At 66.6% G+C, this 25,128-nt stretch carries 23 protein-coding genes and 1 pseudogene; 23 read left to right on the top strand and 1 reads right to left on the bottom strand.

The genetic code is table 11. From position 1 onward, the window contains the following. Nucleotides 1-40: 40 nt before the first annotated feature. Nucleotides 41-250, bottom strand: a complete 210-nt coding sequence (locus tag Y710_RS17715) for a hypothetical protein (protein ID WP_062368056.1) — start codon at nucleotides 248-250, stop codon at nucleotides 41-43. 433 nt (nucleotides 251-683) lie between these two features. On the opposite strand from Y710_RS17715, the gene Y710_RS17710 reads away from it, so the two are divergent. The 23 genes and pseudogenes from Y710_RS17710 to Y710_RS17600 all read left to right on the top strand — a co-directional run. Then, nucleotides 684-995 carry a hypothetical protein gene (locus Y710_RS17710; RefSeq protein ID WP_062368055.1) on the top strand — a complete coding sequence of 104 codons (312 nt, stop codon included), beginning with the start codon at nucleotides 684-686 and terminating at the stop codon, nucleotides 993-995. Beyond that, nucleotides 995-1,177, top strand: coding sequence for a hypothetical protein (locus tag Y710_RS17705; protein WP_062368054.1), 183 nt, complete (start codon nucleotides 995-997; stop codon nucleotides 1,175-1,177). The genes Y710_RS17710 and Y710_RS17705 overlap by 1 nt, the downstream gene beginning before the upstream one ends. Further along, the gene (locus Y710_RS17700; protein WP_062368053.1) at nucleotides 1,177-2,760 is read left to right on the top strand and encodes a hypothetical protein; all 1,584 of its coding nucleotides are present in this window, start codon (nucleotides 1,177-1,179) and stop codon (nucleotides 2,758-2,760) included. Before Y710_RS17705 ends, Y710_RS17700 begins: the two co-directional genes overlap by 1 nt. Next, nucleotides 2,757-3,128 (top strand): hypothetical protein, encoded by a 372-nt coding sequence (locus Y710_RS17695; RefSeq protein ID WP_062368052.1) that lies wholly within the window; start codon nucleotides 2,757-2,759, stop codon nucleotides 3,126-3,128. Before Y710_RS17700 ends, Y710_RS17695 begins: the two co-directional genes overlap by 4 nt. A 10-nt stretch (nucleotides 3,129-3,138) precedes the next feature. Then, entirely contained in the window at nucleotides 3,139-5,286 is a 2,148-nt protein-coding gene (locus Y710_RS17690; protein ID WP_062368051.1) for a phage minor head protein, read from the top strand. A 95-nt stretch (nucleotides 5,287-5,381) separates the two neighbouring features. Continuing rightward, entirely contained in the window at nucleotides 5,382-7,403 is a 2,022-nt protein-coding gene (locus tag Y710_RS17685; protein ID WP_062368050.1) for a hypothetical protein, read from the top strand. A 38-nt stretch (nucleotides 7,404-7,441) separates the two neighbouring features. After that, nucleotides 7,442-8,476 carry a hypothetical protein gene (locus tag Y710_RS17680; RefSeq protein ID WP_062368049.1) on the top strand — a complete coding sequence of 345 codons (1,035 nt, stop codon included), beginning with the start codon at nucleotides 7,442-7,444 and terminating at the stop codon, nucleotides 8,474-8,476. Nucleotides 8,477-8,876: 400 nt separating this feature from the next. After that, nucleotides 8,877-10,640 carry a major capsid protein gene (locus tag Y710_RS17675; protein WP_197462955.1) on the top strand — a complete coding sequence of 588 codons (1,764 nt, stop codon included), beginning with the start codon at nucleotides 8,877-8,879 and terminating at the stop codon, nucleotides 10,638-10,640. An 84-nt stretch (nucleotides 10,641-10,724) separates the two neighbouring features. Continuing rightward, nucleotides 10,725-11,525 (top strand): hypothetical protein, encoded by an 801-nt coding sequence (locus Y710_RS17670; RefSeq protein ID WP_062368047.1) that lies wholly within the window; start codon nucleotides 10,725-10,727, stop codon nucleotides 11,523-11,525. Beyond that, entirely contained in the window at nucleotides 11,525-11,758 is a 234-nt protein-coding gene (locus Y710_RS17665; protein WP_062368046.1) for a hypothetical protein, read from the top strand. The genes Y710_RS17670 and Y710_RS17665 overlap by 1 nt, the downstream gene beginning before the upstream one ends. 86 nt (nucleotides 11,759-11,844) lie before the next feature. Next, entirely contained in the window at nucleotides 11,845-12,552 is a 708-nt protein-coding gene (locus Y710_RS17660) for a hypothetical protein (protein WP_062368045.1), read from the top strand. Between the two features lie 81 nt (nucleotides 12,553-12,633). Next, entirely contained in the window at nucleotides 12,634-13,392 is a 759-nt protein-coding gene (locus tag Y710_RS17655) for a hypothetical protein (protein WP_062368044.1), read from the top strand. Continuing rightward, on the top strand, nucleotides 13,392-13,901 hold the full coding sequence (locus tag Y710_RS17650) for a hypothetical protein (RefSeq protein ID WP_062368043.1): 510 nt from the start codon (nucleotides 13,392-13,394) through the stop codon (nucleotides 13,899-13,901). The genes Y710_RS17655 and Y710_RS17650 overlap by 1 nt, the downstream gene beginning before the upstream one ends. Before the next feature lie 128 nt (nucleotides 13,902-14,029). Next, nucleotides 14,030-14,314 carry a hypothetical protein gene (locus Y710_RS17645; RefSeq protein WP_156479475.1) on the top strand — a complete coding sequence of 95 codons (285 nt, stop codon included), beginning with the start codon at nucleotides 14,030-14,032 and terminating at the stop codon, nucleotides 14,312-14,314. Then, a complete protein-coding gene (locus Y710_RS17640; protein ID WP_062368041.1) occupies nucleotides 14,307-14,747 on the top strand; it encodes an HK97 gp10 family phage protein in 441 nt (146 codons plus the stop codon). Before Y710_RS17645 ends, Y710_RS17640 begins: the two co-directional genes overlap by 8 nt. A gap of 16 nt (nucleotides 14,748-14,763) precedes the next feature. After that, on the top strand, nucleotides 14,764-15,378 hold the full coding sequence (locus Y710_RS17635) for a hypothetical protein (RefSeq protein WP_062368040.1): 615 nt from the start codon (nucleotides 14,764-14,766) through the stop codon (nucleotides 15,376-15,378). A 72-nt stretch (nucleotides 15,379-15,450) separates the two neighbouring features. Beyond that, the gene (locus Y710_RS17630; protein ID WP_156479474.1) at nucleotides 15,451-15,993 is read left to right on the top strand and encodes a hypothetical protein; all 543 of its coding nucleotides are present in this window, start codon (nucleotides 15,451-15,453) and stop codon (nucleotides 15,991-15,993) included. Between the two features lie 64 nt (nucleotides 15,994-16,057). After that, nucleotides 16,058-20,785 (top strand): phage tail protein, encoded by a 4,728-nt coding sequence (locus Y710_RS17625; RefSeq protein WP_062368038.1) that lies wholly within the window; start codon nucleotides 16,058-16,060, stop codon nucleotides 20,783-20,785. 3 nt (nucleotides 20,786-20,788) lie between these two features. Continuing rightward, the gene (locus Y710_RS17620; RefSeq protein ID WP_062368037.1) at nucleotides 20,789-21,787 is read left to right on the top strand and encodes a hypothetical protein; all 999 of its coding nucleotides are present in this window, start codon (nucleotides 20,789-20,791) and stop codon (nucleotides 21,785-21,787) included. Next, on the top strand, nucleotides 21,787-23,406 hold the full coding sequence (locus tag Y710_RS17615; RefSeq protein ID WP_062368036.1) for a Gp37-like protein: 1,620 nt from the start codon (nucleotides 21,787-21,789) through the stop codon (nucleotides 23,404-23,406). The genes Y710_RS17620 and Y710_RS17615 overlap by 1 nt, the downstream gene beginning before the upstream one ends. An 83-nt stretch (nucleotides 23,407-23,489) precedes the next feature. Then, nucleotides 23,490-24,092, top strand: coding sequence for a hypothetical protein (locus tag Y710_RS17610; protein WP_062368035.1), 603 nt, complete (start codon nucleotides 23,490-23,492; stop codon nucleotides 24,090-24,092). After that, complete coding sequence (locus Y710_RS17605) at nucleotides 24,089-24,865, top strand: hypothetical protein (protein WP_062368034.1); 777 nt, start codon at nucleotides 24,089-24,091, stop codon at nucleotides 24,863-24,865. Before Y710_RS17610 ends, Y710_RS17605 begins: the two co-directional genes overlap by 4 nt. A 7-nt stretch (nucleotides 24,866-24,872) precedes the next feature. Further along, a pseudogene (locus tag Y710_RS17600) lies at nucleotides 24,873-25,128 on the top strand (hypothetical protein); the annotation flags it as partial.

Genomic DNA, 25,128 nt, shown 5'->3' with positions numbered 1-25,128 from the left:
AGCCGTCGACGACGCACTCAACGAGGAGACGCAGGGATGATCAGCGCAGCCCTACCTCCGGAGGAAGCCCCGACCGATCGCCGGTCCGTGCTGCCTCGCCCAGCCAATGCTCGATCGCCGCGAGCGCATTGCACACTCCGCCATCGTCGAGCCACGGCGAATACAGGTGCTGCACGATTGTTCGCGCCTCGTACAGCACCAGCACCTGACGCCGCAGCTCGTTCCGCCTGTCGTCCGAGAGTCGTTGCATGTGCTGGTCTCGTAGCGCATGATGGCGGGCCACGATTCTTGCGCGTCTCTGCAGATGCTTCTCGTTTCGGTCCGACTCGACGTGCGCCGCGTCTCGTGCCGCCTGCTCACGTCGTAAGCGGTCGACAAGCCGATCGAAGTCATTCTCACTCACTCGCGCACACTAACGCGCACCACCGACAGGACACTCCACATGACCGAGCCCGACCGTTCCGACCCCTGCGTCCTCATCGGCGCAGCGATCTGGACACTCCTCGTCCTCATCCTCGCCATCGTCATCGTGACCGCCATCTAATGCCCGCCGGCGTCCACCCCCACTGCGACATCTGCGGAAGCACACTCAACTCCTGGGTAGTCCGTGTCTGCCATCGCTGCGAGACACAAACGGCAGTTACAGTTAACTCTGTTACTGATGCCCCGCCTGAGGAGATCCCTTGTCGACGCTCGTCGCCGTCCTCACAATCGGACTGATCGCACGCCTCACCAGGCTCTGCGTCGCCGACCAACTCACCTACGGCATCCGCGCCCGGATCGTCGTACGCCTCGGCCCCGACCACCCACTCTCGTACCTCACGACCTGCTCGTGGTGCCTGAGCGTGTGGATCGGGGCCGCAGTCAGCTGCGCCGCATACTTCTGGGCCGACACCCGCTGGTGGTTCATGGTCGCACTCGCTGGCACCGCATCACTGATCACCGGATGGGCCGCCAACTGGCTCGACCCCGCACCCGAAAGCGAGGACGCGTGATGACGCCCCTGCCCGGCACCCTGCACATCGCGTGCGGCCAGTGCGGCGACACCATCGCACTGCTCGTCCAGCCGACCACCGTGCATCCCACCGGATGCACCGACCCCACCACAGTCCTGTCCGTCGACACCCGCCTGCTCGACGCCCACAACACCAGCCACCACCCGACGAAGGAGGCGTGATGGGACGCGCACCCGACTCCAACGCATCGATGTACGCGCCCCGCCGCCGCGCACCACTCGGCCGCCGCCTGCGCGTACCCGACGGCGCCCAAGTCATGCACGCCGCGAAAGACCCCAACACCCCATGGCCAGCGATCACCGCATCCGCCCAAGTTCTGTCCAAGCGGAAGATGGACCGCAAGGTCAAACGAGCCCCCGTCGAAGGCTGGCAGAACGACGCATGGGCGATGCGCGCCGAGACCGGCGAACTCCGCTTCATCGGCGACCGCCAAGCCAACGCCTGCTCCCAGGCCCGCCTCTACGTCGGGAAGAAGGAAACTCCGAGCAGTGACGTCGTCCCCGTCGACGACGGCAGCATCCCCGCACAACTATCGGCCGCACTGTTCGCGAACGCCGGCATGGTCGAACAAACCCTCCGCCGCGCCGCGCAGCACCTGATCTTCAACGGCGAATCGAACCTCCTCATCCGCGAAGACGAGAACGGGCAACTCACCTGGGACGCGCACTCGATCACCGAGATCACCGGCAGCCCTGGCCGCTGGAAGCTCAACAACGGCGTCGACAAGCCCCGCGACATCGGCGACGACGAAATCCTCATCCGCGCCTGGCGTGCCGACCCCGAATACTCGGCGCGCGCCGACGCACCCGTCCGGGCGATCCTTTCGACCGCCCGTGAACTCCGCGCCATGAGCATGTACGTGTCCGCGCAGATGGAGTCCCGCCTCGCAGGCTCCGGGCTGCTGCTCATTCCAGACGGTCTCGAGTCGATGCACTCGCAAGGCGGCGACGATGACGACGACTTCGACCTCGCCGACGAACTGACCGACTACCTCGTCGAAACGGTCAAGGACCGAGACCTCGCATCGAGCATCGTGCCGTTCATGCTGACCGGTAACCCGGACCTCATCGAGAAGGTCCGGCACATGACGTTCTCCACCGAACTCGACCAGCAGGTCCCAGACCTGAGGGACGAGTCGATCCGCCGCATCGGCCTCGGCATGGACTCCGACCCCAGCGTGCTGCTCGGACAGGCGTCCAGCAACCACTGGTCCGCGTGGGCTGTCGACGAGAACGAAATCAAGTTCGGGGTGCAGCCGATCGTCGCGATCATCTGCCATGCCCTCACCGTCGGTCTGCTGCGGCCACTGCTCGTCGAGCAGGGTGTCTCGGACCCGGACCTGTACTCGGTCTGGTACGACACGACGCCGCTCCTGGTCCGCCCGGACCGGTCGAAGGACGCCCAAGCCTTGTACGACAAGGGCGTCATCTCCGATGCGGTCCTGCGGCGCGAGAACGGGTTCGACGACACCGACGCCCCGAGCGATGAGGAACGCACCCGCGCGATCATCCGGGAACTCCTGTCGACTCGCTCGGACCTCATCGACAAATGGCTCCCCGCCCTCGGGATCGTCGTACCCGGTGTCACCGACAACCCTGTCCGCGTCGACGACACCCTCTCCGACGCGGTCCTCGAACAGCAGCAAGACAACAGCACACCGCCGGCCCCCGACACAACACCCGCGGTGGCACCCGAAGCGGACAACGGCCCACCGATTCCGGGGGAGACGGAGGCAAGCCAGTGACAGACACCGCCCGCGACGTGCTCCTCGCCTGCGACATGGCCGTCCGCCTCACCCTCGAAGCCGCAGCCCGCTCCATCCGCAACCGCCGCGGCCGCGCCGCCCGCGCACTCTACGACGGAGTCCCCGACGACAAGCTGTACCTCGCGCTCACACCAGCACCAACAGTCGCCGAATGGGAACGCTTCGCCGACACATTCACCCGCTGGTGGGGCCTGCCGTCCGTCCTCGCCGACACACCGCGGCAACGGGCCTACATGGTCGCCTGCCACGAATACGTGCGCGCGGCGATCCTGTCGCAGACACCGCACGACGTCGACGCCCTCCACGCATTCCTGGCAGAAGCCGATGCGGTCGCACCCGCCCGCTAGCCTGTCCCGCATGGCAGCCGAACACCGGCTCGTCCTCGCCGAAACCAGCATCGAGGACGCAGTCGTCGCCGCGATGCGCGCCTGGCTCGACGCCGCACGCGTCCTGATCATCGCCGATGCCGCCAACCAACTCGGACTCACCGCCGCCGGACGGCACCGCCAGCCCGAACCCATCGGCCCGGACGTCCCGATGGCGACACCCGGCGTCAACCCCGAAGCCGCGGTACAGGCCGCGACCGGAGCCTGGAACGACTGGCGACGAACGATCGACAACAACGTCCTCCCCGCGGTGTCGATCGCGTTCGGCGACGCATTCCAGCAGTACCGCCTCGAACACCGCGACACCGGCAGCTTCACCCCGCAGATGCAGTACATGGAGACCGTCGCCGACCGCCTCCGAATCTGGCCGGAAGGAGCATTCGAAGAGATCCGCCCCGAACTCGTCGAAGCCCTCGCCAACGCAGAGACGATCGAGCAGATCACCGACCGCGTCGGCATGGTCCTCGGCATCGACAAAGACCAGCGCGCGATCAAGGCCCGCATCAACGAGATTGAAACGATCCTCGACGATCAAGACAACGGGCTTGATAAGGACGAAATCAAGTCTCTCCGCGCCGAACGCCGCGCCCTGTGGGAAGCCCACGACGAGGAAGAAACCCGCTGGCGGTGGAAAGCGCGACGCATCGCACGCACCGAAGCACACGGCGCCGTCAACGCGGGCGCGCTGGCCGCCGCTAGACAATCACAGGCAGCGACGGGCGACCGCTACTGGAAGCGATGGCTCGCAACCGACGACGTCCGCACCCGCGCATCCCATCGCGTCGCCGACGGGCAGACGGTGCCGCTCGATGAGAAGTTCCGCGTCGGCGGATTCCTCCTCGACTTTCCCGGCGACCCGATCACCATCGCGCCGCACGAGACGATCAACTGCCTAACCGACCCGGATACGCCGATCGCCACAGACAGAGGGCCGAAGCGGGTGGCCGACATCCAGATCGGCGACCGCGTGCTGACGCACCGAGGGCGGTTCCGCCCCGTGGTTCGGCTCGCACCGTCCCGGACTCACTCAGGCGACGTCGTCTGCCTCGACGTCGGCGACGGCGTTCTTCGCCTGACGGAGAACCATCCGGTGCTGACGGACCAGGGCTGGGTGATCGCTGGGGAACTCAGCCGAGGCCGGATCGTCCTTTGCGCCTCTCCGATTGAGCTCGGCCATGGTTTCGAAGAGCCGAGTCTGCTCGGCGAGCGCCGCAGCAGCGCGCGGACCACGTCCGCCACGGACCCCGACGGGCCAGTTCGCGACGAGTGCGGCATGGCGCTTCTTGATGACGAGGTATGGGAGCAGTGCCGCGCACAGCTCGGTCGCCTGAGAGTTGGTGACCTGCCAGCGGAACATCTTGGACCAGCCGTCCTTGAACGGCTTCCCATTCGTGTAGACGATCCCGACACCGGTGACCTCGTGGAGAAAGCGGATGATGCCCTCGTGGCTGTTCACCGCCAGAACCTTCGCGTGGTAGTTGAAGGGCCGAGCGGGGTCCTGTCCCTTGCTGCGCGCACGACCGATGGTGATCGTTCCCTCGCCGTCGATGAAAGCAGCGATGTAGGCGGCAGTGACGGGATCGAGTTTCATCCCACTATACTACCTCGCACAGTGGTGCGTTACTGGGTTGAACGCGCTGATCAAGTCCAGTTGTTCAACTTCGCAGTCGATGAGGACGAGTCCTATGTTGCGAACGGAATCGTCGTCCACAACTGTCGATGCACCATCCTCATCTACCACGACGACGCGCTGCAGGATGAGTTGCAAGGGCCCGACGGAAGTATGGGGGAAGTACGGCCCGAAGGTGTCCGCATCGGCCCCGATGATCCTGACGATGTGCAGGCCGCGGTCGAGAAGGTCGTCGAGGACGAGCATCGTGCGCGGCCAGTCGCACCGGATGACCGCGGAGAAGACCACGGGCAGACACCGCCGGCCGCTCCGGAACCCGTCGAACTGACCGACGAACGAGAGACACCGGTCGGTCCGGCACCAGACCTGGCGTCGTTCTCCGATGACGAACTGCTGGACCTGATGCGCGAAAAGGTCCGCTCCGACGACGGCGTGTACGAGGCGGCGATGGCCGAGTACGACCGCAGGCAGGACGACCGCGACGACTGACGTCCACCGGACCGTACCGGCGGTGGTGGATACTGGCAGACGAGAATGTCGCTGGCGGTAGGGGCCGGACACCCGAAACACCAGGGAGTCCCGCCATGCCCGACACTCTCGCCGCGATCACCGCTGCTGGCGTCGTCTACGACCGCTCCGATTTCGCCGACCCGCACCTCGACGGGCCGACCGCGCTCACTGTCACCGCGGACGGTCGAGTCTTCGGTCACCTCGCCGCCGCCGGTACCTGCCACATCGGGTACGGCGATCGCTGCGTCACCCCACCGACGAGCAAGAGCGGATACAAGTACTTCCACCAGGGAGTGGTCCGCACCAAGGATGGTGACCTCCCGGTCGGGAAGCTCACGATCGGCACCGGACACGCCAGCCTCGGACAGGACTCCGTCGCGGCGGCCGCTCACTACGACAACACCGGTACGGTCGTCGCCGCAGTCCGCGCCGGAGAAGACGCACACGGCATCTGGCTCGCCGGCCGTATCGTCCCGGGCACCCCGCCGGAACGGATCGACGAACTCCGCCGATCCGGAGTATCGGGGGACTGGCGCGGAATCGACGGGAACATGGAGCTCGTCGCGGCGCTCGCGGTGAACGTGCCGGGCTTCCCGGTTCCGCGGACCGAGGAACTCGTCGCCGCCGGCGGGGTCGCATCGCTGGTAGCGGCGGGTGTGGTCGCTCCGGATGCTCCGATGTCGGGGGAGGACTTGGAGCAGATGGTCGCGTCGGCGGCCGAACGGATCGTCGACGAGCGCCTCGCGGAGCAGCGGCGGCGGGCCGCGATCGTCGCGCGGGTCGAGCCGATCGTCGCGTCGGCGGGTGTGGACCGCCGTCAGCGTGTGGTCGCCAACGTAGAGCGGGTGCAGGCGGCGCGCGCGGCCGAGGACGTCGACGCGCTGACTGCCGCGGTCGATTCCGGGATCCCCGGCCACCTGCCCCGCGATCTGAAGAACTATTGGACCAAGGGCGCCGGACTGTCGCGGTGGGCGACGTCTCCTCATCCGTACACCGCGCTGACTCGTGCCCTGCGATCGGAGTTGCCGGCGAAGGCGCAGCACATGGTGAATGGGCTGGCGGCGAACCTGTTCAAGGCGGTGTTCGGGATCTACCCCGGCCAGCGGAAGGAACTCACCGCGGCGTCGGGTCGCCGTGTCCGCACGCAGGAGGGTGCAGATCGGTTCGGTGTGTCGGTGGGGGATCTGATCCCGGAGGCGGTCGAGCAGGCCCAGCAAGTCGGTGGTGACTTCGCAGAGGCCGCGGGCAACGACATCGCGAAGATGATCGACCCGAGCCGCAAGAACAAGCCGAAGCCGCCAGCACCGAAGGACGCGGTCTCGGAGCCAGCGCCGAAGCCCGACCCCAAGACTGAATCGAAGGCGAAGACGGCCGAACCGGTCGCCGCTCCGAAGAGCGGCCCCGGCGCCCTCGTCCCTGAAGGTGACGAGGCCGCGAAACCGTTTACGCAGGATGTCACTCCTGCGCCTGCGGAGAAGGCCGAGGACCTCGATCACGGCCCAGACGGTGCACCTGTCGTCCCCGACGACGCCCCTCCGGCCCGACTCGAGGGGACCGGTCCGATGGACGAGGACCAGTCTCCCTACTCGGGCGCGCTCGGCGGAAAGCTCCTGTCGTTCGATGACGGTAAGGCGTACTACGACGACGGTTCCTGGACCGACGGAGAGCAGTGGCATATCGGCGACGCTCCGACCCAGACTGAATCTGATCCGGCCGCGGCACTGACCGAAGCCGACGTGTACGACCCGGGAGACCCGGCAGCGAACCCCGAAGGCGCAGCAGACGGGGCCAGCATCGATGAAGGCTCTCCGACGCCGGGCACCGAGGTCACCGACACCGAGGTCCCTGCACGTACGGACGGCTCCGGCTACCTCGAGGAAGACCAGGTCCCGGAGACCGGCGCCTACGGTGGCGCGCTCGTCGACTACAGCGACGGCGTCGCGTTCTACGACGACGGCACCGACACCGACGGCACGACGTGGCGGCACTCCGAACCCTACGAGGACCCGGAAACGATTGCCGCGTCCGCAGTCCGCCACGCCCGCATCATGCGCAGACTCGGGTACACGGTCGCGAACCCCCGCCCAAAAGCCTGACCGCTGCCGGACGTCGGCGCGCACTTACCGCTGCTGGTGTGCGCCGCGTCCGGACCGCAGCGGGCGCCGCACGCTACAAGCAGCCCATCGGATCCATCATCGTCACCCAAGGCGGTGGCAAGAAGCCGCTGAACCTGTCGCACATGGACGACGGGCACCTCATGGATCTCATGCACGACCAGATCGCGCAGCAGAAGAACCCGGACATCTACGAGGCGGCCGCCGCTGAATGGTCGCGCCGGCAGCCCCCGTTGGAAGAACCGAGTGCACCGTTCCCCGATCCGTGGGATGAGCCCGATCCAACGCGCACCGACCGACTCGACATGATGACCGCCGAGCGCGATGCTGCCTACGCGCGACTGGCGTCCGGCGCGCACGTCACCGACAGCGAGTGGCAGGACGACGCCGACCGCTACGAGGTGTACTCCGAACTCATCGCGAACGAGCAGAAACTCGCCGCGACCAACTCGACGCCGCAGGGTGCGGTTCCGGGTCTGGTAGAGGAACGGCCGCAAGGTGACGGCGCATCGACGGTCGAGGTCTCAGCCGCGACGCGGAAACGGTGGGCGATCATGGAGCAGGCCGACCAACTCGCCGAAGCCGAGGGGATCAGCTACGAGGACGCGCTCGGTCGCGTTCAGGGCCTCGACCCCGAACAGGTACGACGTCGTGAAGCAGTCCGTCGCGGCACCGAACTCGGGTACTCGTCGACGAGTTTCAACGCGCTTGTCGACGAGATCCATCATCAGTACGTCTCCGAGATGGAACTCCGGATGGAGGACGCCACAAACGGGCACTTCATCGCCACTGAGCACAAGAACAACCCCGAGTTCTGGAAGTGGTGGAACAACAACGGGAAATCACTGTTCTCGATGACTGATGCTGAGGCTCGCAAGTACCTGTCTCCTGAAGCTCGCGAGTACCTGGATTCGATCGGTGGACGCGTCACCAAATCAGATGTGGTCGCGCTGATAGAGCAGGGTAAGCTGAGTGAGAACTTCGAGCCTGACTCTATCCAGGCAGCGTTTTCCAACTCGGAGACCAGATTCCGTCGAGGGGACTACCTCCAATGACTACTACCCGGGAACAGTTTGCGCAGGCGCAGCACGCCGGGGCAACGTCGTCGCTCGATGACGCCTGCCCGTACACAGGTCTTCTCGCGCGGGCATGGCGGGATGCACGTCGAGAGATGGTCGCCGAGCGTCGTGAGGCCATGATGGCAAGGGCGCGCGGTGGGATGTAACTGCGGGTCGGGCCGTAAGGTCGTCGTGTACGAAGCGACGCGCTCCAACGGGACGGTGAAGCGGTATCTCACTCAGCGTGAGGCCGAGTCTGATGTGGCCAAGAACGGTGGCTCGTGGCGGCAGGTGACGCAGACCGTGCGGTGAACGCGCTACTCTGAGACTCGATAGCCGCTGGCGGTAGGGGCCGGGCACGCGCGAAATGCGCTCCCCGAGCCTCAAGGAGCACCCCGTGGCTACTCTCAACCTCCAGGCCATCCTCGATCAGACCGCGGGCAAGACCGCGGAAGACGTTGCTGGCATCGTCAAGGCCGCAGCATCCGCCGAAGGCGTCGACCGGGACCAGATCACCGCAGTCATGGACGAGGCGGTCGAGAAGTTCCAGGCGCTCAACGATCAGGACGACCTGAAGGGTGACGACCTCGCAGCGTTCGAACTGATCGGCGAGGTCATCACCGCGACCCGCGCCGTACAGACCGAACTCGCTGAGGCCGACGCCGCGGCGAAGGCCAAGCGTGACGAACTCGCGGCGAAGGTCCTCGGCACCGACGAGACCGCCGAGACCCCCGCCGAGGCGGAGGACCCCAGCGATGACGACGCGCAGACCGACAACACCGCGGCCGACACTGCTGACGAGGCCGCAACCCCGGAGGCCGCGCCGGAACCGGTGACCGCATCGGCGAAGCCGCTGCCCCGGATCAACCTCGCCACCATCAAGGGCAAGGCGCCCGAACCCAAGCCCGTCGAGACTCCGTCCGGACTGGCGATCACCGCCGCCGCCGGCGTCCGCGGCGTCGAGAACGGCGCCAACCTCGACATGGACGGCCTCGTCGCCGCCGTCCAGGCCCGCATCCAGGGCATGCCGCGCGGAGGCAACGGCTACGTCAAGGACGGTGTCGCACAGATCGCGGTCACCTTCCCCGAGGACCTCGTCGCGTCCGGCGACGGTGACGACACCCGAGTCATCAATCACGCCGGAGACCAGAACCGTCTCGACGGTGGACTGGTCGCATCCGGTGGTTGGTGCGCACCCAGCGAGACGCTGTACGACCTGGCTCCGATGCTCGCCGATCCCAACGCCGGACTCATCGACGTCCCCGAGACGCAGGTGAAGCGTGGCGGCATCAACTTCACCCAGGGAGTCGACTTCGCATCGGTGTGGGCGGGCAACGCCGGCCTCATGCAGACCGAAGCGCAGGCCGAAGCGAACGAAACCAAGGCGCTGTACCGGCCCACCTGCCCCGAGTTCACCGATGTCCGCGCGGACGTCATGTACTCCGGCATGACTGTCGGGTTCCTGCAGAACGACGCCTACCCCGAGACCACGAAGGACGCGCTCGCCGGCGTGACCGCGGTGCACGCGCACCGCTTCAACGCCGAGACCATCAAGCGGATGGCCGCCGCGTCGACCGCCGTCGACCTGACCGGCAAGATCGGCCCGTCGGCGACCGGGTCGATCCTCAACGGCATCGGCCTGCAGATCACCGACTACCGGTACAAGTACCGTGCACCGGAATCGCTGGTCCTCGACGTCGTCCTCCCGATCTGGACCAAGGAAGTCGCACGCGCCGACTACAGCCTGCGCGAAGGCATCCCGCTCGAGAACGTCACCGATCAGATGATCGCGAAGTGGATCGCCGACCGCGGCGGCCGAGTCCAGTGGGTCTACGACTGGCAGGACGCCTACACCGGTGTCACTGGCGGCTTCGGGTCGACGACTGCGATCACCGAGTACCCGACCAGCGTGGAGGCACTGATCTACGTGTCGGGCACGTTCGTCCGCGGCCGCGGTGAGGTCGTCAACCTCGACATGGTCTACGACTCGGCCGAGGTCCAGAAGAACGACTACTTGCAGATGTTCATGGAGGAGAAGCTGCTCGTCGCCAAGCGCGCGTACAGCTCGCTCAAGGTGAAGCTGGCGCTCGGGGTGAACGGCACCGTCGGTGCCGCGCAGGTCCTCGATAGCAACGGCAAGGTCGTCCCGGCGACGCCGTAGTGACGTCGGGTCGGGTACCGATGACCGCCCCCGTCCGGTACCCGGCCCGGCAACCACCGCCCCTTCTGACTTGAGGAACATCTGATGGCAGTCGCCCCGCCCCTCTTGATCCCCACCCCGCAGCTCGCGCCGCCGCGGGGCGGCCTGCTGTCGGTCGCCGACATCGTCGGCCCAGGGGATCTGCACTGGCAGAACGGCGTCGAGTACGCCACCAATCCCACGCCTGGCGGTGTCGCCGACGAAGTGTCATGCGACCCGATCGACCCGGCCGACCTTCCCGAGGGCGTCCCGGTCGTGACCGACGACCCGCTCCGTGTCCACACCGGATTCACATGCAAGCACCCCGGACTGACCCGCGACGAAATCCAGGCGTACGCGCGTAACAAGCTGGCCGCCGGTGAGGGGCCCGCCGTCGAGCGCGGTGTGTGGCCGACGATCATCGCCGACGCGACCACGATCGCCGGAACCGGTGCGGTGTCGCTGCTCGCAGGGCTCGGCGACCTCGAAGCGTGGCTCTACGAGTCGTACGGCGGCACCGGAGTGATCCACGTGCCCCGCGGCGCGCTGCCGTTCCTGGTGAAGGCGAAGCAGATCGTCGTCGGCAGTGGAGGCTCACTGACGACCGTGCTCGGCACCAAGGTCAGCGCCGGAGCCTATCCCGGGACCGGGCCATCCGCCGCCGAGCCCGCGGCCGGCGCGGCGTGGATCTCGGCGACCGCCGCGGTCCAGGTTCGACGCTCCGAAACCAAGGTCCGCACCGACAACGGGGCCGCCTACTTCGACCACCGCGACAACAGCGTGATCGGCCTGGCGGAACGCCTCTACGTCGTCAGTTGGGAACACCTGGCCGCCGCTGTTCAGATCACTCTCGAGGAGGCTCCCTGATGCCGACGATCATCCCGAAGGACCGCGCTGATTCGCAGCGTCTCGCTCGCGCGCTGCTCGACGCGGCCGGCGATCGACCGGAGCGGGTCCGCACCATCAACCCGCGCGGGCGCCTGGCGTTCGTCGTCGACGACGAACTCGCCGCGGCGGTCGGCACCGGAGACTACGCACCGCCGCCGGAGGCGCCGAAGAAGCGCGCACCACGCAAGACCAGCGCGAAGACCACCGACTAACGGTCCGATCGACCAACAACTGAACATCGAGATTCGCCGCTGGCGGTAGGGGCCGGGCATCGACAACGACCAGAAGAGGTCCCGTCATGCCGAACAACGTATGGCCCTCCATCCACGCCAAGATCATGCGCCTGACCAAGCTCGACAGCTGCGGACAGCCGATCACCGGGGCATCCAACAAGTCGATGCTCGTCACGAAGGGCATCGTCAAGATCAGCATCACCGCCGAAACCGAGGACGGTGAGGACACCGTCAAGAAGAACGGCAACGGCGAGATCTGCGTCCAGCACAAGGACCCCGACCAGATCAAGTACCTCGCCCCCGAGATCGAGTTCTGCGGCGTCGACCCCGAAGCGTGGTCCATGATCACCGGGCAGCCACTCGTCCTCGACGGCGCGGGCGATGCGGCCGGCATCAAGATCAGCTCGGCGCCGATCGAAGCGAACTTCGCGTTGGAGGTGTGGACCGATGTTCCCGGCGCCGCGTGCGGTGCGGGAGGCAATCAGCCGTTCGGATACTTCCTGCTCCCGTTCGTCGGGTCGGGCAAGGTCGGCGACATCGAACTGTCCGTGTCGGCCGCCGAGTTCACGCTGTCGGCGCAGACCAAGCCCGGCACCGGGTGGGGCGTCGGCCCGTACGCGGTTGTCCGCGACGAGGACAACGCCGCCGTGCCGCTGCTCGAGGCGCTGACACCGCAGGATCACGCGATCATGCAGACGGTGACCGTGGCTCCGCCGACCCCGACGGACGGCGCAGTGGAACTGACGCCGGTGACCCCGCCGACCGGACCGTAATTGAACACCCACGGAGGGCGCGCACTGGCCGGACGGCCGGTGCGTGCCCTCTCGTCGTATCGGATCAGAGGGAGACAGTAGATGAGTTTCTGCGGGTGGCCGGTGACGATCCCGGCCGAGTACGCGGAGCGGTGGGCCGAGGCGACGCCCGAGCAGCAGGACCGGGCGACAGCGCTCGCCGGCCGCGTCTTGTGGGCGCTGACCGGGCAGGTGTTCGGGGTGTGTTCGGCGACGGTGCGGCCGTGCTTTCAGCCGCAGCGCGGCGGCTCCCTGTACCGCGGGTTCTGGCCCGGAGTGTCGGTGACACCGGGGGCATCCGGTCCGTGCGGCTGCTCCGACGGCTGCACCGAGGTCGGCTATGACCGCGTGTCCCTGCCGGGGCCGGTCGCCGCGGTGGACGAGGTCATGATCGATGGCGTCACGATCGATCCGGCCACCTATCGGGTGCAGGATCGTCGGTGGGTGCACCGTGTTGACGGTCAACTGTGGCCGACGCACCAGGATCTTCATGCCCCGGACGACGGTCTGGGTGCGTTCACGATCCGCTACCAGCGGGGTATCCCGCTCACTGATGACGCGAAGGCCGCCGCCGGGCGCCTGGCGGTCGAGTTCCTCGAAGGGATGGCGGGTGGGGCGTGCAAGCTCCCGGACCGCGCGACATCGGTGTCCCGGCAGGGAGTATCCATCGAGTTGGCAGACATCCGCGAGTGGTTCACCAACGGTGTCACCGGCGTCGCGGAGGTCGACCTGTGGATCATGGCCGTCAACCCGAACAGGTCGAAGCGGCCAGCCCGAGTCACGTCGCCGGATCGTCGCCGCACCGTCGTGAGGATGCAGTGATGGAATGCTCCCCGTACGTGCTCGCGGCGTCGTTGCTTGCGAACCTGCAGGCAAACCTGGCCGACACCCGGGCCGGTGCCGCTGACCGTATCGCGGTGTACCCGCACCAGGAACCGGCGGTCGAGTTCTGCGACTCGATGGCATGGGTCGGTATCGGTGCGATTGGCCCAGCGCAGACGAAACCCGTCGGTGGATGCGGAGTTCTCACGTGGCGACTCACGCTGACGATGGGCGTGCACCGCTGCTACCCGGTGACCGAGGACGGATCGGCACCGGATGCGGCCGCGGTGGACTCAGCGGCCCGCGACATCCTCGATGACGGCGAAGCGATGCGCCGCGCGGTCACGTCAGCGTTCGAGGACGAGCAGCCCCAGATCACGGGATGGCGGCCGGTCCCGCCGCAGGGCGGGTCGCATGGATCACGGATGGACGTCCAGGTCGAAATGGCTTGGGGCGCGTACACCGAACCGCGGGCGCCGATGCTGCCGGGAGACCCGCGTCAGCCGTGACGAGAACGGTGAGGGCCCGCACGCTTCCCCTGAAACCGTGCGGGCCCTCTGCACCAAACTCGACCAAGAACCAGATGCACCACCGACGATACCGCACGAGTGACAGTTCAACAGTTACTGTGGACCGTATGAGTGAAGTGACCGTCAAAGCCATCCAGCCCGTGCTCGGCCTCGCCGACGGCGACGTCGTCACCATCGAACGCACACCCCGCATCGACACCGCGATCAAGGCAGGCCGTCTCGTCGTCCAGGACCAGCCGGTCCAGACGACCGACGTCGGCACCACGAGCGACGACCCCGAACCGGTGCCCGACGACAGTCCGCAGCCGGAAACCGCTGAGGCCCAGTCGGAGCAGCCGCGCGTCAAGCGGGTGAAGAAGCTCGCAGGCCTCGACAAGGACACCGATGGCTAGCGTCCGCCTCAACCGCGCGAACTACCAGCGCGCGACTCAGGCCGCCGGCCGCCGCTGGGCTGACCGGGTCGGCAACGACGTCGTCGACGAGGCACGGAAGCGGTGCCCGGTCGATGAGGGAACCTTGCGGGCGTCGATCACTCACGTCACCACAGTCCGAGACGGATCCGCCAAGGTCGTCGTCGGGTCACCGCTGCCGTACGCCGAGTACTTCCACACCGGCACCGGCATCTACGGGCCGAAGGGCACACCGATCACGCCGGTCACCCGCCAGGCCCTCAAGTTCAAGTGGGACGGGCCCGGCGGCGCGACCCGCTCGAAGGACAAACGCGGCTACGTGTTCGCCAAGTCCGTCAAGGGCATCAAGCCCAATCCGTTCCTGGCCGACGCACTGCAGTCCGTCATGGGCGTCGTCCGACGCCGCACCCGATAGAAAGAAGGCACCCCGAATGGCTACTGCTCCCGCTCGCACCGCACCGAAGGCACGCTGGGCGAAGTTCCTCAACGAGCAAGGCATCGATGTCCCCGACAGCGCGACTCGCGCCGACATGATCGACCTGTGGCGACTGAACCAGGACGACCATGACGGCGACGTTGATGCGCCGGCCGAGGCCGGTTCGCTCGAGTATTTCCGGCCTGCTCCCGACGAGCGCCTCGCCGATCAGGTCCCCGGCGACCTCTCGTTCTCGACCGATTCTGGCGAACGCCGCGACCCCGAGAAGCTGCTGATCTCGATCGACGGGAAGCCGACGTACCTGTACCAGCCGTCGACCGCGCTGCTGATGTTGGTCGCTGGAAGCCTGTCGGCCGAGGCCCCGATCGAGGACCGTCTCCGCACCATGCTGAACCTGGTATCCCAGTGCCTCGATTCCGAAGCTGAGCGTCTCGTCCGCGCGAGGATGTTCGCCCGCGACAACAGCTTCGACGACGGACTCCTGGGGAAGCTCGTCGCGACGATCATCAACAAGTGGGCGCCGTACACGCTCGACGCCGCGGACCTCGATACGTCGTCGAAGCCGAAGGCGTCCCGGCAACAGCGTCGCGCCGCAGCACGCGCCAAGTAGCGTCCCTTGGCGCTCGGAGCGCCGTGGGCGCCCCCACCGGACCGGTGGTTGCTGGACCATCACCTCCTGAGAGTGAGAGAGCCAGCGACCGCCGGTTTCGTCATGGCGCTGATCGTCCCCGAGGATCGGGGCCCTGGCCTCTGGACGACCATCGAATGCACTCATCCTGCTGATCGGTCGGTGATCATCGAATCGATCCTCGTCGACGGCACCGACCTCGATGTCCTCGATGACGTCGCCGACACTCTCGTCGAGAAACTGATCGGCTGGAAGCGGTGGGAAGCGACATTCGTATGGCGCAAGACGATCGAGGCGTGGCCCATCGTCGACGGCGACCTCACCAGCCGCGGCGTCGACATCACCGCGATCCCACCCGCTCGCGCCACCAACACCGCCTACTCATGGTGGAGGCAGAACCTCGGCCGTGACGAGCAGGCGTGGAAGAAGTTCACCCGCGACATGACCCGGGAACCCCGCCGGATCCTGGAACGGGAAGCGTCCAAGCCAATGGACCCGGCGGTGTTCGGTCAACTGCAGGCGTTGACAGCGCGGAAACCGAAACCGGCGACCGCGGTGCCGGAGTCCACGATCACGATGCCTGACCACGTATCCTGAGCAAGAAATAGCTTTGCGCTGCTGGCGGTAGGGGCCGGGTGCTGTAGGTCCAGGAGGCCGCAGCATGACCGCACCCGGCGGCGCTTGGGCCTCCGCACACGTCGACGTCGAACTCGACTGGGGCAACCTCGACGAGGAACTGATTCGCCGTCTCGAGCGGTCAGCCCAGATCGCGCAGCGAGCGGTCAACAAGCATCTCGACAAGATCGCCACGAACGCCGAACGCACCTTCGACAAGGTGGAGCGCGGTTTCGACTCGCAGATGCGGGCGATGGAACGACGCTCAGACGTCGCGGCCCGGCAGGTCAACAAGAACCTCGGCAAGATCCGCGACCGCGACATCACGCTGAACGTCGACGTCGACGACACGCAGGCAGTCGGGCAGGTCCGCGGGGCACACCGCGCCATGCAGGCTTGGGCGTCTGCGAACCCGATCGAGTTCGGCGTCAGTGTGGACCACCGCGGCGCGCGGTCCGCTCTCGGAGGGATTCTCGGGACTCTCCAACGCGAAACGTCCCGCCGCCAGGTCAAGGTCGATATCGACGTTGATCGCAGAGGGCTAGGGCGTGCAGCCCTCGGAAGCATCGGATCGATGCTCGGAACCGTCGGTGGGAAGGCACTGACGGGGGCGAAGTTCCTCGGTAAGTGGGCGGGCATCCTCGGTAGTGCCACGATCGCTGCGGGGTCACTCGTTCCTGTCATCGGCGCACTCGGTTCCGGTCTTGTCGCTATCGGTGGGGCGGCCGGCACGGTGGCGGTGGGCGGATTGTTCGCGCTCGGAGCGGCCGGCGCGGCGGTGATGGTCGCATTCAACGGGATGGGCGACGCCATCAAATCCGCCCTCGACCCGGAAGCATCGCCAGAAGACTTCGCCAAGGCCATCGAAGGTCTGTCTCCGGCAGCCCAGTCGGTCGCTAGATCGGTACGCGGACTCGGACAAGCCTGGGAGGAAGCCGGGGTCAAAGCCGCGGTACAGGAGGCGATGTTCGCTGGCCTCGGACCGAAGATCGCAGGTCTCGGTCGCCTCATAGTGCCGCTTCGGGAATCGCTGCGCACAGTCGCTGAAGGATTCAACGACGGCGCCAACGGCGCGCTTCGGATGATCAACTCTGCGTCCGGCATGTCCATGGTGAAGTCACTTCTCGCCGACGCCGGGAACATGGGCGCGAACCTCGGGGCCGCGGTCACCGCATCGATCCCTGGGTTCCTATCCCTCGGGTCCGCGGCATCCTCGGTGATCTCGCCGCTGACTGATGGCATCGGCGCGATGGCGCAACGCTGGTCGGAGTCGATGCTGCGGATGCAGCAGGACGGGACTCTGCAAGCGAAGATGCAGGGTCTGCTCGACACCGCTCGGCAGGTCGGCGCGGCGCTGATGAAGGTCGGCGAGATCGTCGGCGGGGTGTTCCGGGCTGCTGCTGCGGCCGGCAACGGGAACCCACTCGGCAACATCATGGGGACGTTGACTGCGGTGTCGGACTGGGTTAACGGGCCCGGCCAGGCAGCGCTCACATCGTTCTTTACCTCGGTCGGTCAGGTCACGTCGACACTCGCACCGATTCTGCTGCAGGTCGCCGGGATCATCGGAGGCCAGGTTGCCCCGATGATCGCGCAGTTGGTCACGACGATCGGGCCGGTTGTCGGGGAGATCGTCACCCAACTCGGTTACGGGGTAGCCGCGCTCCAGCCCGCGATCGCACCGCTGGGCGCCGCGCTCTCGCAGATCGGGGCAGCGCTCGCTCCGGTCCTGCCAATCCTGGGTCAGCTGATCGCACAGTTCGTGCAGCTCGCGGGGCCGATCCTAGGAGCCCTCGCCCAGGCACTATCTCCGATCCTGCAGGCCGTAGGTCAGGCGCTGATCGCTGCGTTCCAAGCTCTCATGCCTGCAATCGCGCCGATCAGTAACCTGTTCGCCACGCTCGCGCCGATCATCGCGCAGATAGCCACCGTGCTCGGGCAAGTGCTCGCGTCTGCGATTACCGCGCTGATGCCGTTGTTCCAGACGTGGCTCGACGTGGTGAGTCAACTGTTCGCGGCTCTGTCGCCGATCATTCCAGTGATCGGCGAGGCCCTGGTGAGCGCGATCTCGGCGGTTGCGCCGTTCATCGAGCAGTTGGCGACGATGCTGGGCGATGCACTCGGCGCGGCGATCCAGACGATCGCGCCGCTCATCCCGCAGATCGCGTCGGCATTCATGCAGATCCTCGACGCCGTCATGCCGCTGGTGCCGATCCTCCTGCAATTGGTGCTGACGTGCCTGCAGCCGATCATCGGACTGCTGCCGACACTGATGTCGGTAATCGCGTCCCTGGTCCCGGTGCTCGTGCAACTGGCATCCATGTTCGCGTCGCTGGTGTCCGCGGTGATGCCGGTCGTCGCGATCATCGCGAAGGTCATTGGGTTCTTCGTGCAGCTTCTCGGCACGATCATCAACTTCGCTGCTCAGGCACTCGCGACGATCCTCGGCTGGGTAGCAGGCATCATCGCGGGATTCCTGAACATGGTGACCACTGTCGTGTCGACGGTGTCGGGATGGGTCGGCAACATCCTGGGGTTCTTCGGCGACCTCGTCTCCCGCGCGATCTCGTTCGTGACGGACATGTGGCAGCGCGTCACGACGGGGTTCTCCGAGGGCGTCAGCAAGGCCGTCGATTTCGTGAAGGAACTCCCCGGCAAGATCATGGGGGCATTCGCCGACGCCGGAAAGTGGCTGTGGGACGCCGGCAAGAAGATCATCGGCGGCCTCATCGACGGCATCAAGTCGATGCTGTCCTCGCTCGGGAACGCGATCGTCTCGATCTTCCCGTCGATCATCCAGGGCCCCGTCCGCCGCGTCCTCGGTCTGGCACTCGGCGGCCTGGTGCCGGGACTGGCGGCCGGCGGCATCCTCGATGCGCTCGGCGGCGGTGAGGTCACCGGAGCGACGACCACGATCCGGCCGGGTGGATTCATCGTCAACGCTGCCGCGACCCGCAAGAACAAGGCCCTGCTGAAGCAACTGTCGCCCCGCGGCCGTGTCCTGTCGGGCCCCGGCACGGGTACGTCGGACTCGATCACCGGCCGCTACAACGGGCGCGCGGTCGCTCGAGTGTCGAAGGGTGAGTGGTACGCGCCGCCGCAGGATGCCGCGCAGATCCTGCCGCTGCTGATGGCGGTCAACGCCGGGAAGAAGACCGTCGCGCTGGCGAGGGCTGCGGGTGGGCTGCTGCCTGCGTTCGCGCCGGGCGGCATGATCCCGACCGAGCTACGGGACCGCGCCCGCCAAGCCGTGCAGTCGGGCTACGTGTGGGGCGGTTGGGGCAACGGCTGGAACACCGACTGCTCCGGCCTCACCAGCAGCCTGGCGAACATGGCGACCGGACGCGCATCGGGCCCGGGTGAGGGTGAGCGCACCGCGACCGGCGGTATGCGGGCGTTCCTGGAAGCCAGGAACTTCCAGGACGGTGCGATTCCCGGTGCCCTGCAGGTCGGCTGGTCTGACACCCATTCGGCGGCGACGCTGCCGACCGGCGAGAACATCGAGCACACCGGACCCGAGGGTGCGCCGGCATCGTTCGGTGCGGACGCGAAGGGCGCGGACAGCCTGCCGAACGTGATGTCGCTGCCGATGGGCGGCGACACCGATTCGGGTGCACTCGGCGGCGGCCTGACCCCGGGAAGCACCGGTGGCGGTGGCGGGTCGACGCCGATCGGGTCCGGTATCGGCTCCGGGCCAGGCGGCGGAGCGTCGTGGGGCAACTCGGGCGGCTCGTCGAAGGCGAACAGTGCAGCCGACGCCGAGCGGATCGGTCTGACGCCGGTGTGGGTGGAGAACTGGCCCGCCCAGATCGGCGGAGGCGGTGGCACCGGTGGTCTGTCGGTGGGCGATACGACACCGAACGCCGGTGTCGCGCCCGCAGCGACGCCACCGGCGCCGAAGCTGACGGCATCGTCGTCGAAGAAGGACGTCGCGGCGGCGATCTACGCGAAGGCCCGCGACCGCGGCTACAGCCACGAAGAGGCGCTGGCGATCGTGTCGACGGCGATCCAGGAATCCAACCTCGACGCCAACGCGTCCGGTGGTGGTGGAGCGTGGCACGGCTACTTCCAGCAGGACGAGTCCTACCCGGACCGCGACGACCCCGAGGGCAACGTCAACGGGTTCCTCGACCGTCTCGACGAGAAGACGAAGGCCGACCCGAACAGCGATATCTGGAAGCGGATCTTCTGGCTGCAGCAGCGGCCGGGTGAGTCGTCGGCGGAGGCCGCGTACGGCAACGGCCGGCAGGCGTACCTGTCCGAGATCCAGTCCCGCCAAGGCGAAGCGAAGGACCTCGTCGGGCAGGTGCCAGTGACTCCGCAGGGCACCGTCCCGGTCACTGTCACCGATGACCAGACGACGGCGCCGCAGACACCTCCGCCCGCGACGACGACCCCGCCTGCTGATGCCGGACTGTCACCCGGCGGTACGCCCGCCGCGGACAAGCCGCTGTCGGAGTCGATGCCGTACGGGAAGGCCCGAGCTGACCAATACCTGCGCGAGCAGAACCTCGGCCCGGCGTTGCAGGACATCGGCGTCGCCGGCCTCAAGGAGACCTTCGGCGAGTTCGGCGACCTGATCGGCGTGAAGCCGTACGTCGAGCAGGGGATCGATCAGGCCGTCGCCTACCTGAAGCAGATCGCGGAGAGGAAGCCTGCGCCGTCGACGGTGAAGCTCGCCGACACCGTCAACAACTACGGGGACCCGCAGGAGACGAAGCAGAAGACCACCGCCGGGATGACCGCGGTGATGGACACCTACAGGGGAGATTGATCGATGGCGGCGTGTACGAGCGGCATCACGAACGCAGCGAAGGTCGTCCAGCTGATCCTGCGGGACCCGAGGACGAGGGAGGACCTGGTCGTTCTCGATGTCTTGCCGCATGCGGCGTTGGGTTCGGCGGGGTTTCAGGGGATCACGCTCGGCGAGAACATGAGCGGGTTGTATCGGGTACCGATCGATCAGCCGCTGAAATCGGCCGCGTACCAGGAAGGTGCGACGCCGTCGCAGTACCCCCGGAAGAAGGAACGCCGCCCGAAGGTCACGTTGCATGCGCAAGCATCGACGCCCGAGGCGTACGCGCAGGTTGAGACACTGCTGTGGACAGTCCTGTCGGTGAAGTGGGACTGCTACCTGCGGTCGTTCGAGCCTGACGGCACCTGGCGTGAACTGAAAGTCCGTCTGCTGAACGAGCCGGATGATCAGGTCCGCCGCTACCACGGGTCGATCACCTACTCCGAGTGGCAGTGTGAACTCCTCGCCTGCGACCCGTTCTGGTACGGGCCACCGTACGAGAAGCGGTTCACGCGCGCCGACATGACCGCGGTGAACGGCGGCTGGGAGATCGACGTCCCGATCACGAACCCGACCGACCAACTCGGTTTCATCGAGTGGAACAGCGGCGAACTCACCACGACGGAGACCTGGTCGTTCCAGGACGGCGAACTGACGCTCGACAACGGCGGTCCCGCGATGATTCCGCTTCCGCCGCTCGCGCCGCCGGTCACCGCCGCGTTCTGGGTGCAGACGTATCCGACCGAGATGCAGTTGTTCGTGCGTCGCTCCGACGGCGGTGAACCGTCGCAACAGTGGGCGCGCATGCGCAGCCGGACGTTCACGAAGGCGATCGCGGCGAACACCCCGCACGAACGCCCGATCCGGGCCCGTCTGGTGGGCGGCACCCCGGCGTCGGAGATGCTGCTGACGATCCCGCGGCGCTGGGACCGCCCATTCGGCGGGGAACTCCCGCTGGCTGCGCAGATGGTGAGCGCCTGATGCCGGCGACAGCGCAGGAGATGCGCGCGCAGCTGATGACGGACTACCAGGACTGGATGACGACGGCCCGGTCCCGGCCGATCGTCGAGATCTACGACAAGAACTGGGAGTCGTCGATCCCGATCCTGTCGGAGACGCAGGCCAGCTTCTTGCGCAAGCACAACGACACCGGGGAGGGCACGCTCGTCATCTTCGGGTCCGCGGCGGCCCGGCAGTATATCGTCGACGAACTCGGCGAATGGGAAGACCTCCACGTCCGCGTCCGGACCGGCTACTGGGAGTGGACCGGCAAAGCCTCGAGCATCGAGCACGAGGAGGACGCCGAAGGGTTCGAGTACATCTCGATCAAGTTCCTGCACGAGTTCGAGCACGTCAAGAAGATCATCGCCTACTGCAATCCGTTCTTCCCGGCCGAGTTGCAGTGGCCGAAGATCTGGGCGTACGCCGGCCCGTCCCAATTTGGGATCACGGCGATGATCTTCCTGAACCTCCTGCGACGGTTCGCGCTGCCGTGGACCATGAGCGACAACCTGTTCGACCCGGCGTCGTGGGTCGCGAACTTCAACCCGGCGAACTGGCCGATTGTCGTCGTCCCGAAGCCGGTGTTCACCGACACGTCCGGGTGGACGGTGCTGGCGACGCGTTTCGGGAACGTCTACGACGTCGTCGCGCCGACACTCAAGGACGCCGGCCTGCGTCTGCGGGTGTACCGGTGGTTCCCCGGGATGGCGCAACCCGCGCCCAATCACTACACGCTCACGAAGTCGACACTCGTGATCGACGTCGAGGACGTGTCCGGATACGTCGGCCCGACGGGCACCCTCCTCGACGGAGCGCTGCGTCTGGTGTCCGAGGTCGCCGACGACATGATCAACGAGGTCGTCAACGAGTGGACCTATGAAGAGTCCCCGGAGTACTCGGTCGGTGGGTGGCTCGGCACGACGCGCGAGAACCCGTGGGTCACCTTCCGCGCGCCGAGCAGCACGTACGGCATCTCAGGGGTGACGTCGTGGAAGTCGAAGGTCAACAAGGCGACCGCGTCGACGATCATCACTGGCGGCCATTCTCCGGACTGGATCAACGCGGGCATCAAGCTCCTGATGAACGCGGCCCTCGGCTATCTGGGCGCCCTGTTCGGGAACCCGGGTCTCGCGCTCGGGATCTTCGACAAGCAGGTCGAGGACGTCGTCCTCGCGTTCCATCGCGTCCACAACCCGGTGCGAGCGGAGAAGATGGGGGAGTGGGGGCCACCGTACGGTGAGCGGTGGGAATCCACCGGCGGTAAGGGATTCAGCCTGTCCGCGTTGCAGGCGATCCGCGTCGGCTTCTACCGCACCCGCGCCTACCGTGTCTTCGAAGCCACCGTGCAGGCCGGCCGCCCGTACTGGCCGGGCGCGCACTTCATCGAAGGCGACCGCGTCAACGTCGAGATGGGCAACACCGGCCGCCTGTGGACCGACCATGTGTCGGCGATCGGGTGCGAGTGGTCACGCGACTCCGACGTCGACTACCCGGTCACGATCGGTGACGGGCAGATCGAGGACACCCCGGGCGCGATGCTGTCGCGGCAGTTGGCGTCGGTGAAGGAGATAGTGCAGGCCGTCGGCGTCTCCTCGTGAGCGCTGCAGCGGTTTCGTGACACACTGGGTGCAGCGCTGCTGGCGGTAGGGGCCGAGCCACCTGAGGTGTGAGGTGTGCTCGGTTGTCCCGCCGAAAGAAGTCTCCGCTGCAGCGCGGCATCCTCCGCGACGACCAAGGCGTCGTCGTCGGCCGCCGCACTCAGCATCCGCACAGTCATCTGCTGACCGCGATCCCCACTGCGAACCCCGACTATCCGGGGATGCCGCCGTTCAACATGCCGGCGGAGATGAAGCAGCTCATCGCGATCCACGTCTTCGACAACCTCTATCCGGGGTTGCCGGAACCTCCGGCCGAGGGGGAGTCGTGGACGATCACCGACGCGGACGGCAATCACGTCGCGGACGTCGGGTCGTCGCGGTACCGGCTGGTGAACCCTACGGGCGACTCGAAGCCGATGGGCGGCAACGGCGAAACGTGGCTTGCGCACGCGGTTCCGGCCGAGGCTGCGGTGCCTGCGGAGATGGACGAGGACGAGTTGGCCGCCGTCCCGGACGTGGATGATCTGACGGAGGCGCAGTTCGCGGCGTTGCAGGCGAAGGTCGATCAGCGTCTCGAGGACGATGCTCGTCTGGCGGCGATGGATGCGCAGGCGCAGCCGACCGAGACCGAGTGGCAGAAGTGGCGGCGCGAGAAGTTCGGTCTCGACGGCGGTGATGAGTCGTGACGTCACCGGATCACCTGAGGCCTGACGGGACGCAGATCGGGACGACTGTCGGCCCGTACTACCAGAACGCCGACAATTCGGCGATCGGGCGCAGCAAGAACGCCGAGATGAACTCTCTGCTCGGCTTGATGCAGAACAACTTCTTCTTCCAGATCCTGGGCGGTTTCGCGTCCGCGGTCAGTGCCGTTGCGGACGGGATCACGTCCATCGTGGAGGCGATCACGGGGATTCTCGGCGGCACGCTCGGTGATCTCGATCGTTGGTCGAATGACATCGTCGACGGGCAGCTTGCCCTGAACGAGAGCGTGGACCTGTTGAGCCCGCTGCAGGACTACGGCTCGTGCTACGCCAAGGGCGTCGGCGGTCTCGTTACTATGGGGAAGGTCCCGTTCAACCAGCAGATCGGACCTATGACCGGCTGCCACCTCGCCTCAAATGGGATCGTTCTGGACGACAAAGGGCTGTGGGATATTCGGGCCCGGTTGTGGTTCAGCTATACCCTGTCGCCGCTCAACGGGGTCATCAACTGGGAAATCCGAATCGTCAAGGACAGTGACGGGTCGATCTTCTCAGTGCAGCGCGATCAGGTCGAGGACACTGCGGTGAACTCGCGCGAGATAAACACGACTGTCGTGATCCCCTCGGCCGGATATCGGGCTGAGGTGTGGGTGACGAATCTTGCGGCGGCCCGCGCTGTTCAAGGTGGCTCTGAGTTGAACCGTCTTACCGCGCAACACATCACGCGTTCGACTGATTTTCAGATCCAGGATTGAGGCTGTCATGACTGTTCTGTTCGACAGGGTGAGTGACATCGCGGGTGCGACTGAGCACACGCCGATTGTGTTCTGGGCTCCTGAATTGCGGGAATCTGATAGCGGCGACGGCATTGTGACGTTGCAGCATCATTCGGTGTACGCGGAGAACGGTGAGTTCACGACACCGGATATGGATGCCGGTCCGGCGGTCGTGCAGATCGGTGTCCGGCAATACCAGATCACAATTCCGGAATCACCGGACCCGATTCGTTTGTGGCCGC

Source organism: Gordonia sp. QH-12 (assembly GCF_001578675.1).
GTDB classification, from domain to species: Bacteria; Actinomycetota; Actinomycetes; order Mycobacteriales; family Mycobacteriaceae; genus Gordonia; species Gordonia sihwensis.
The sequence above is the reverse complement of the archived record's forward strand: the minus strand, read 5'-3'. Positions and strand labels throughout refer to the sequence as shown.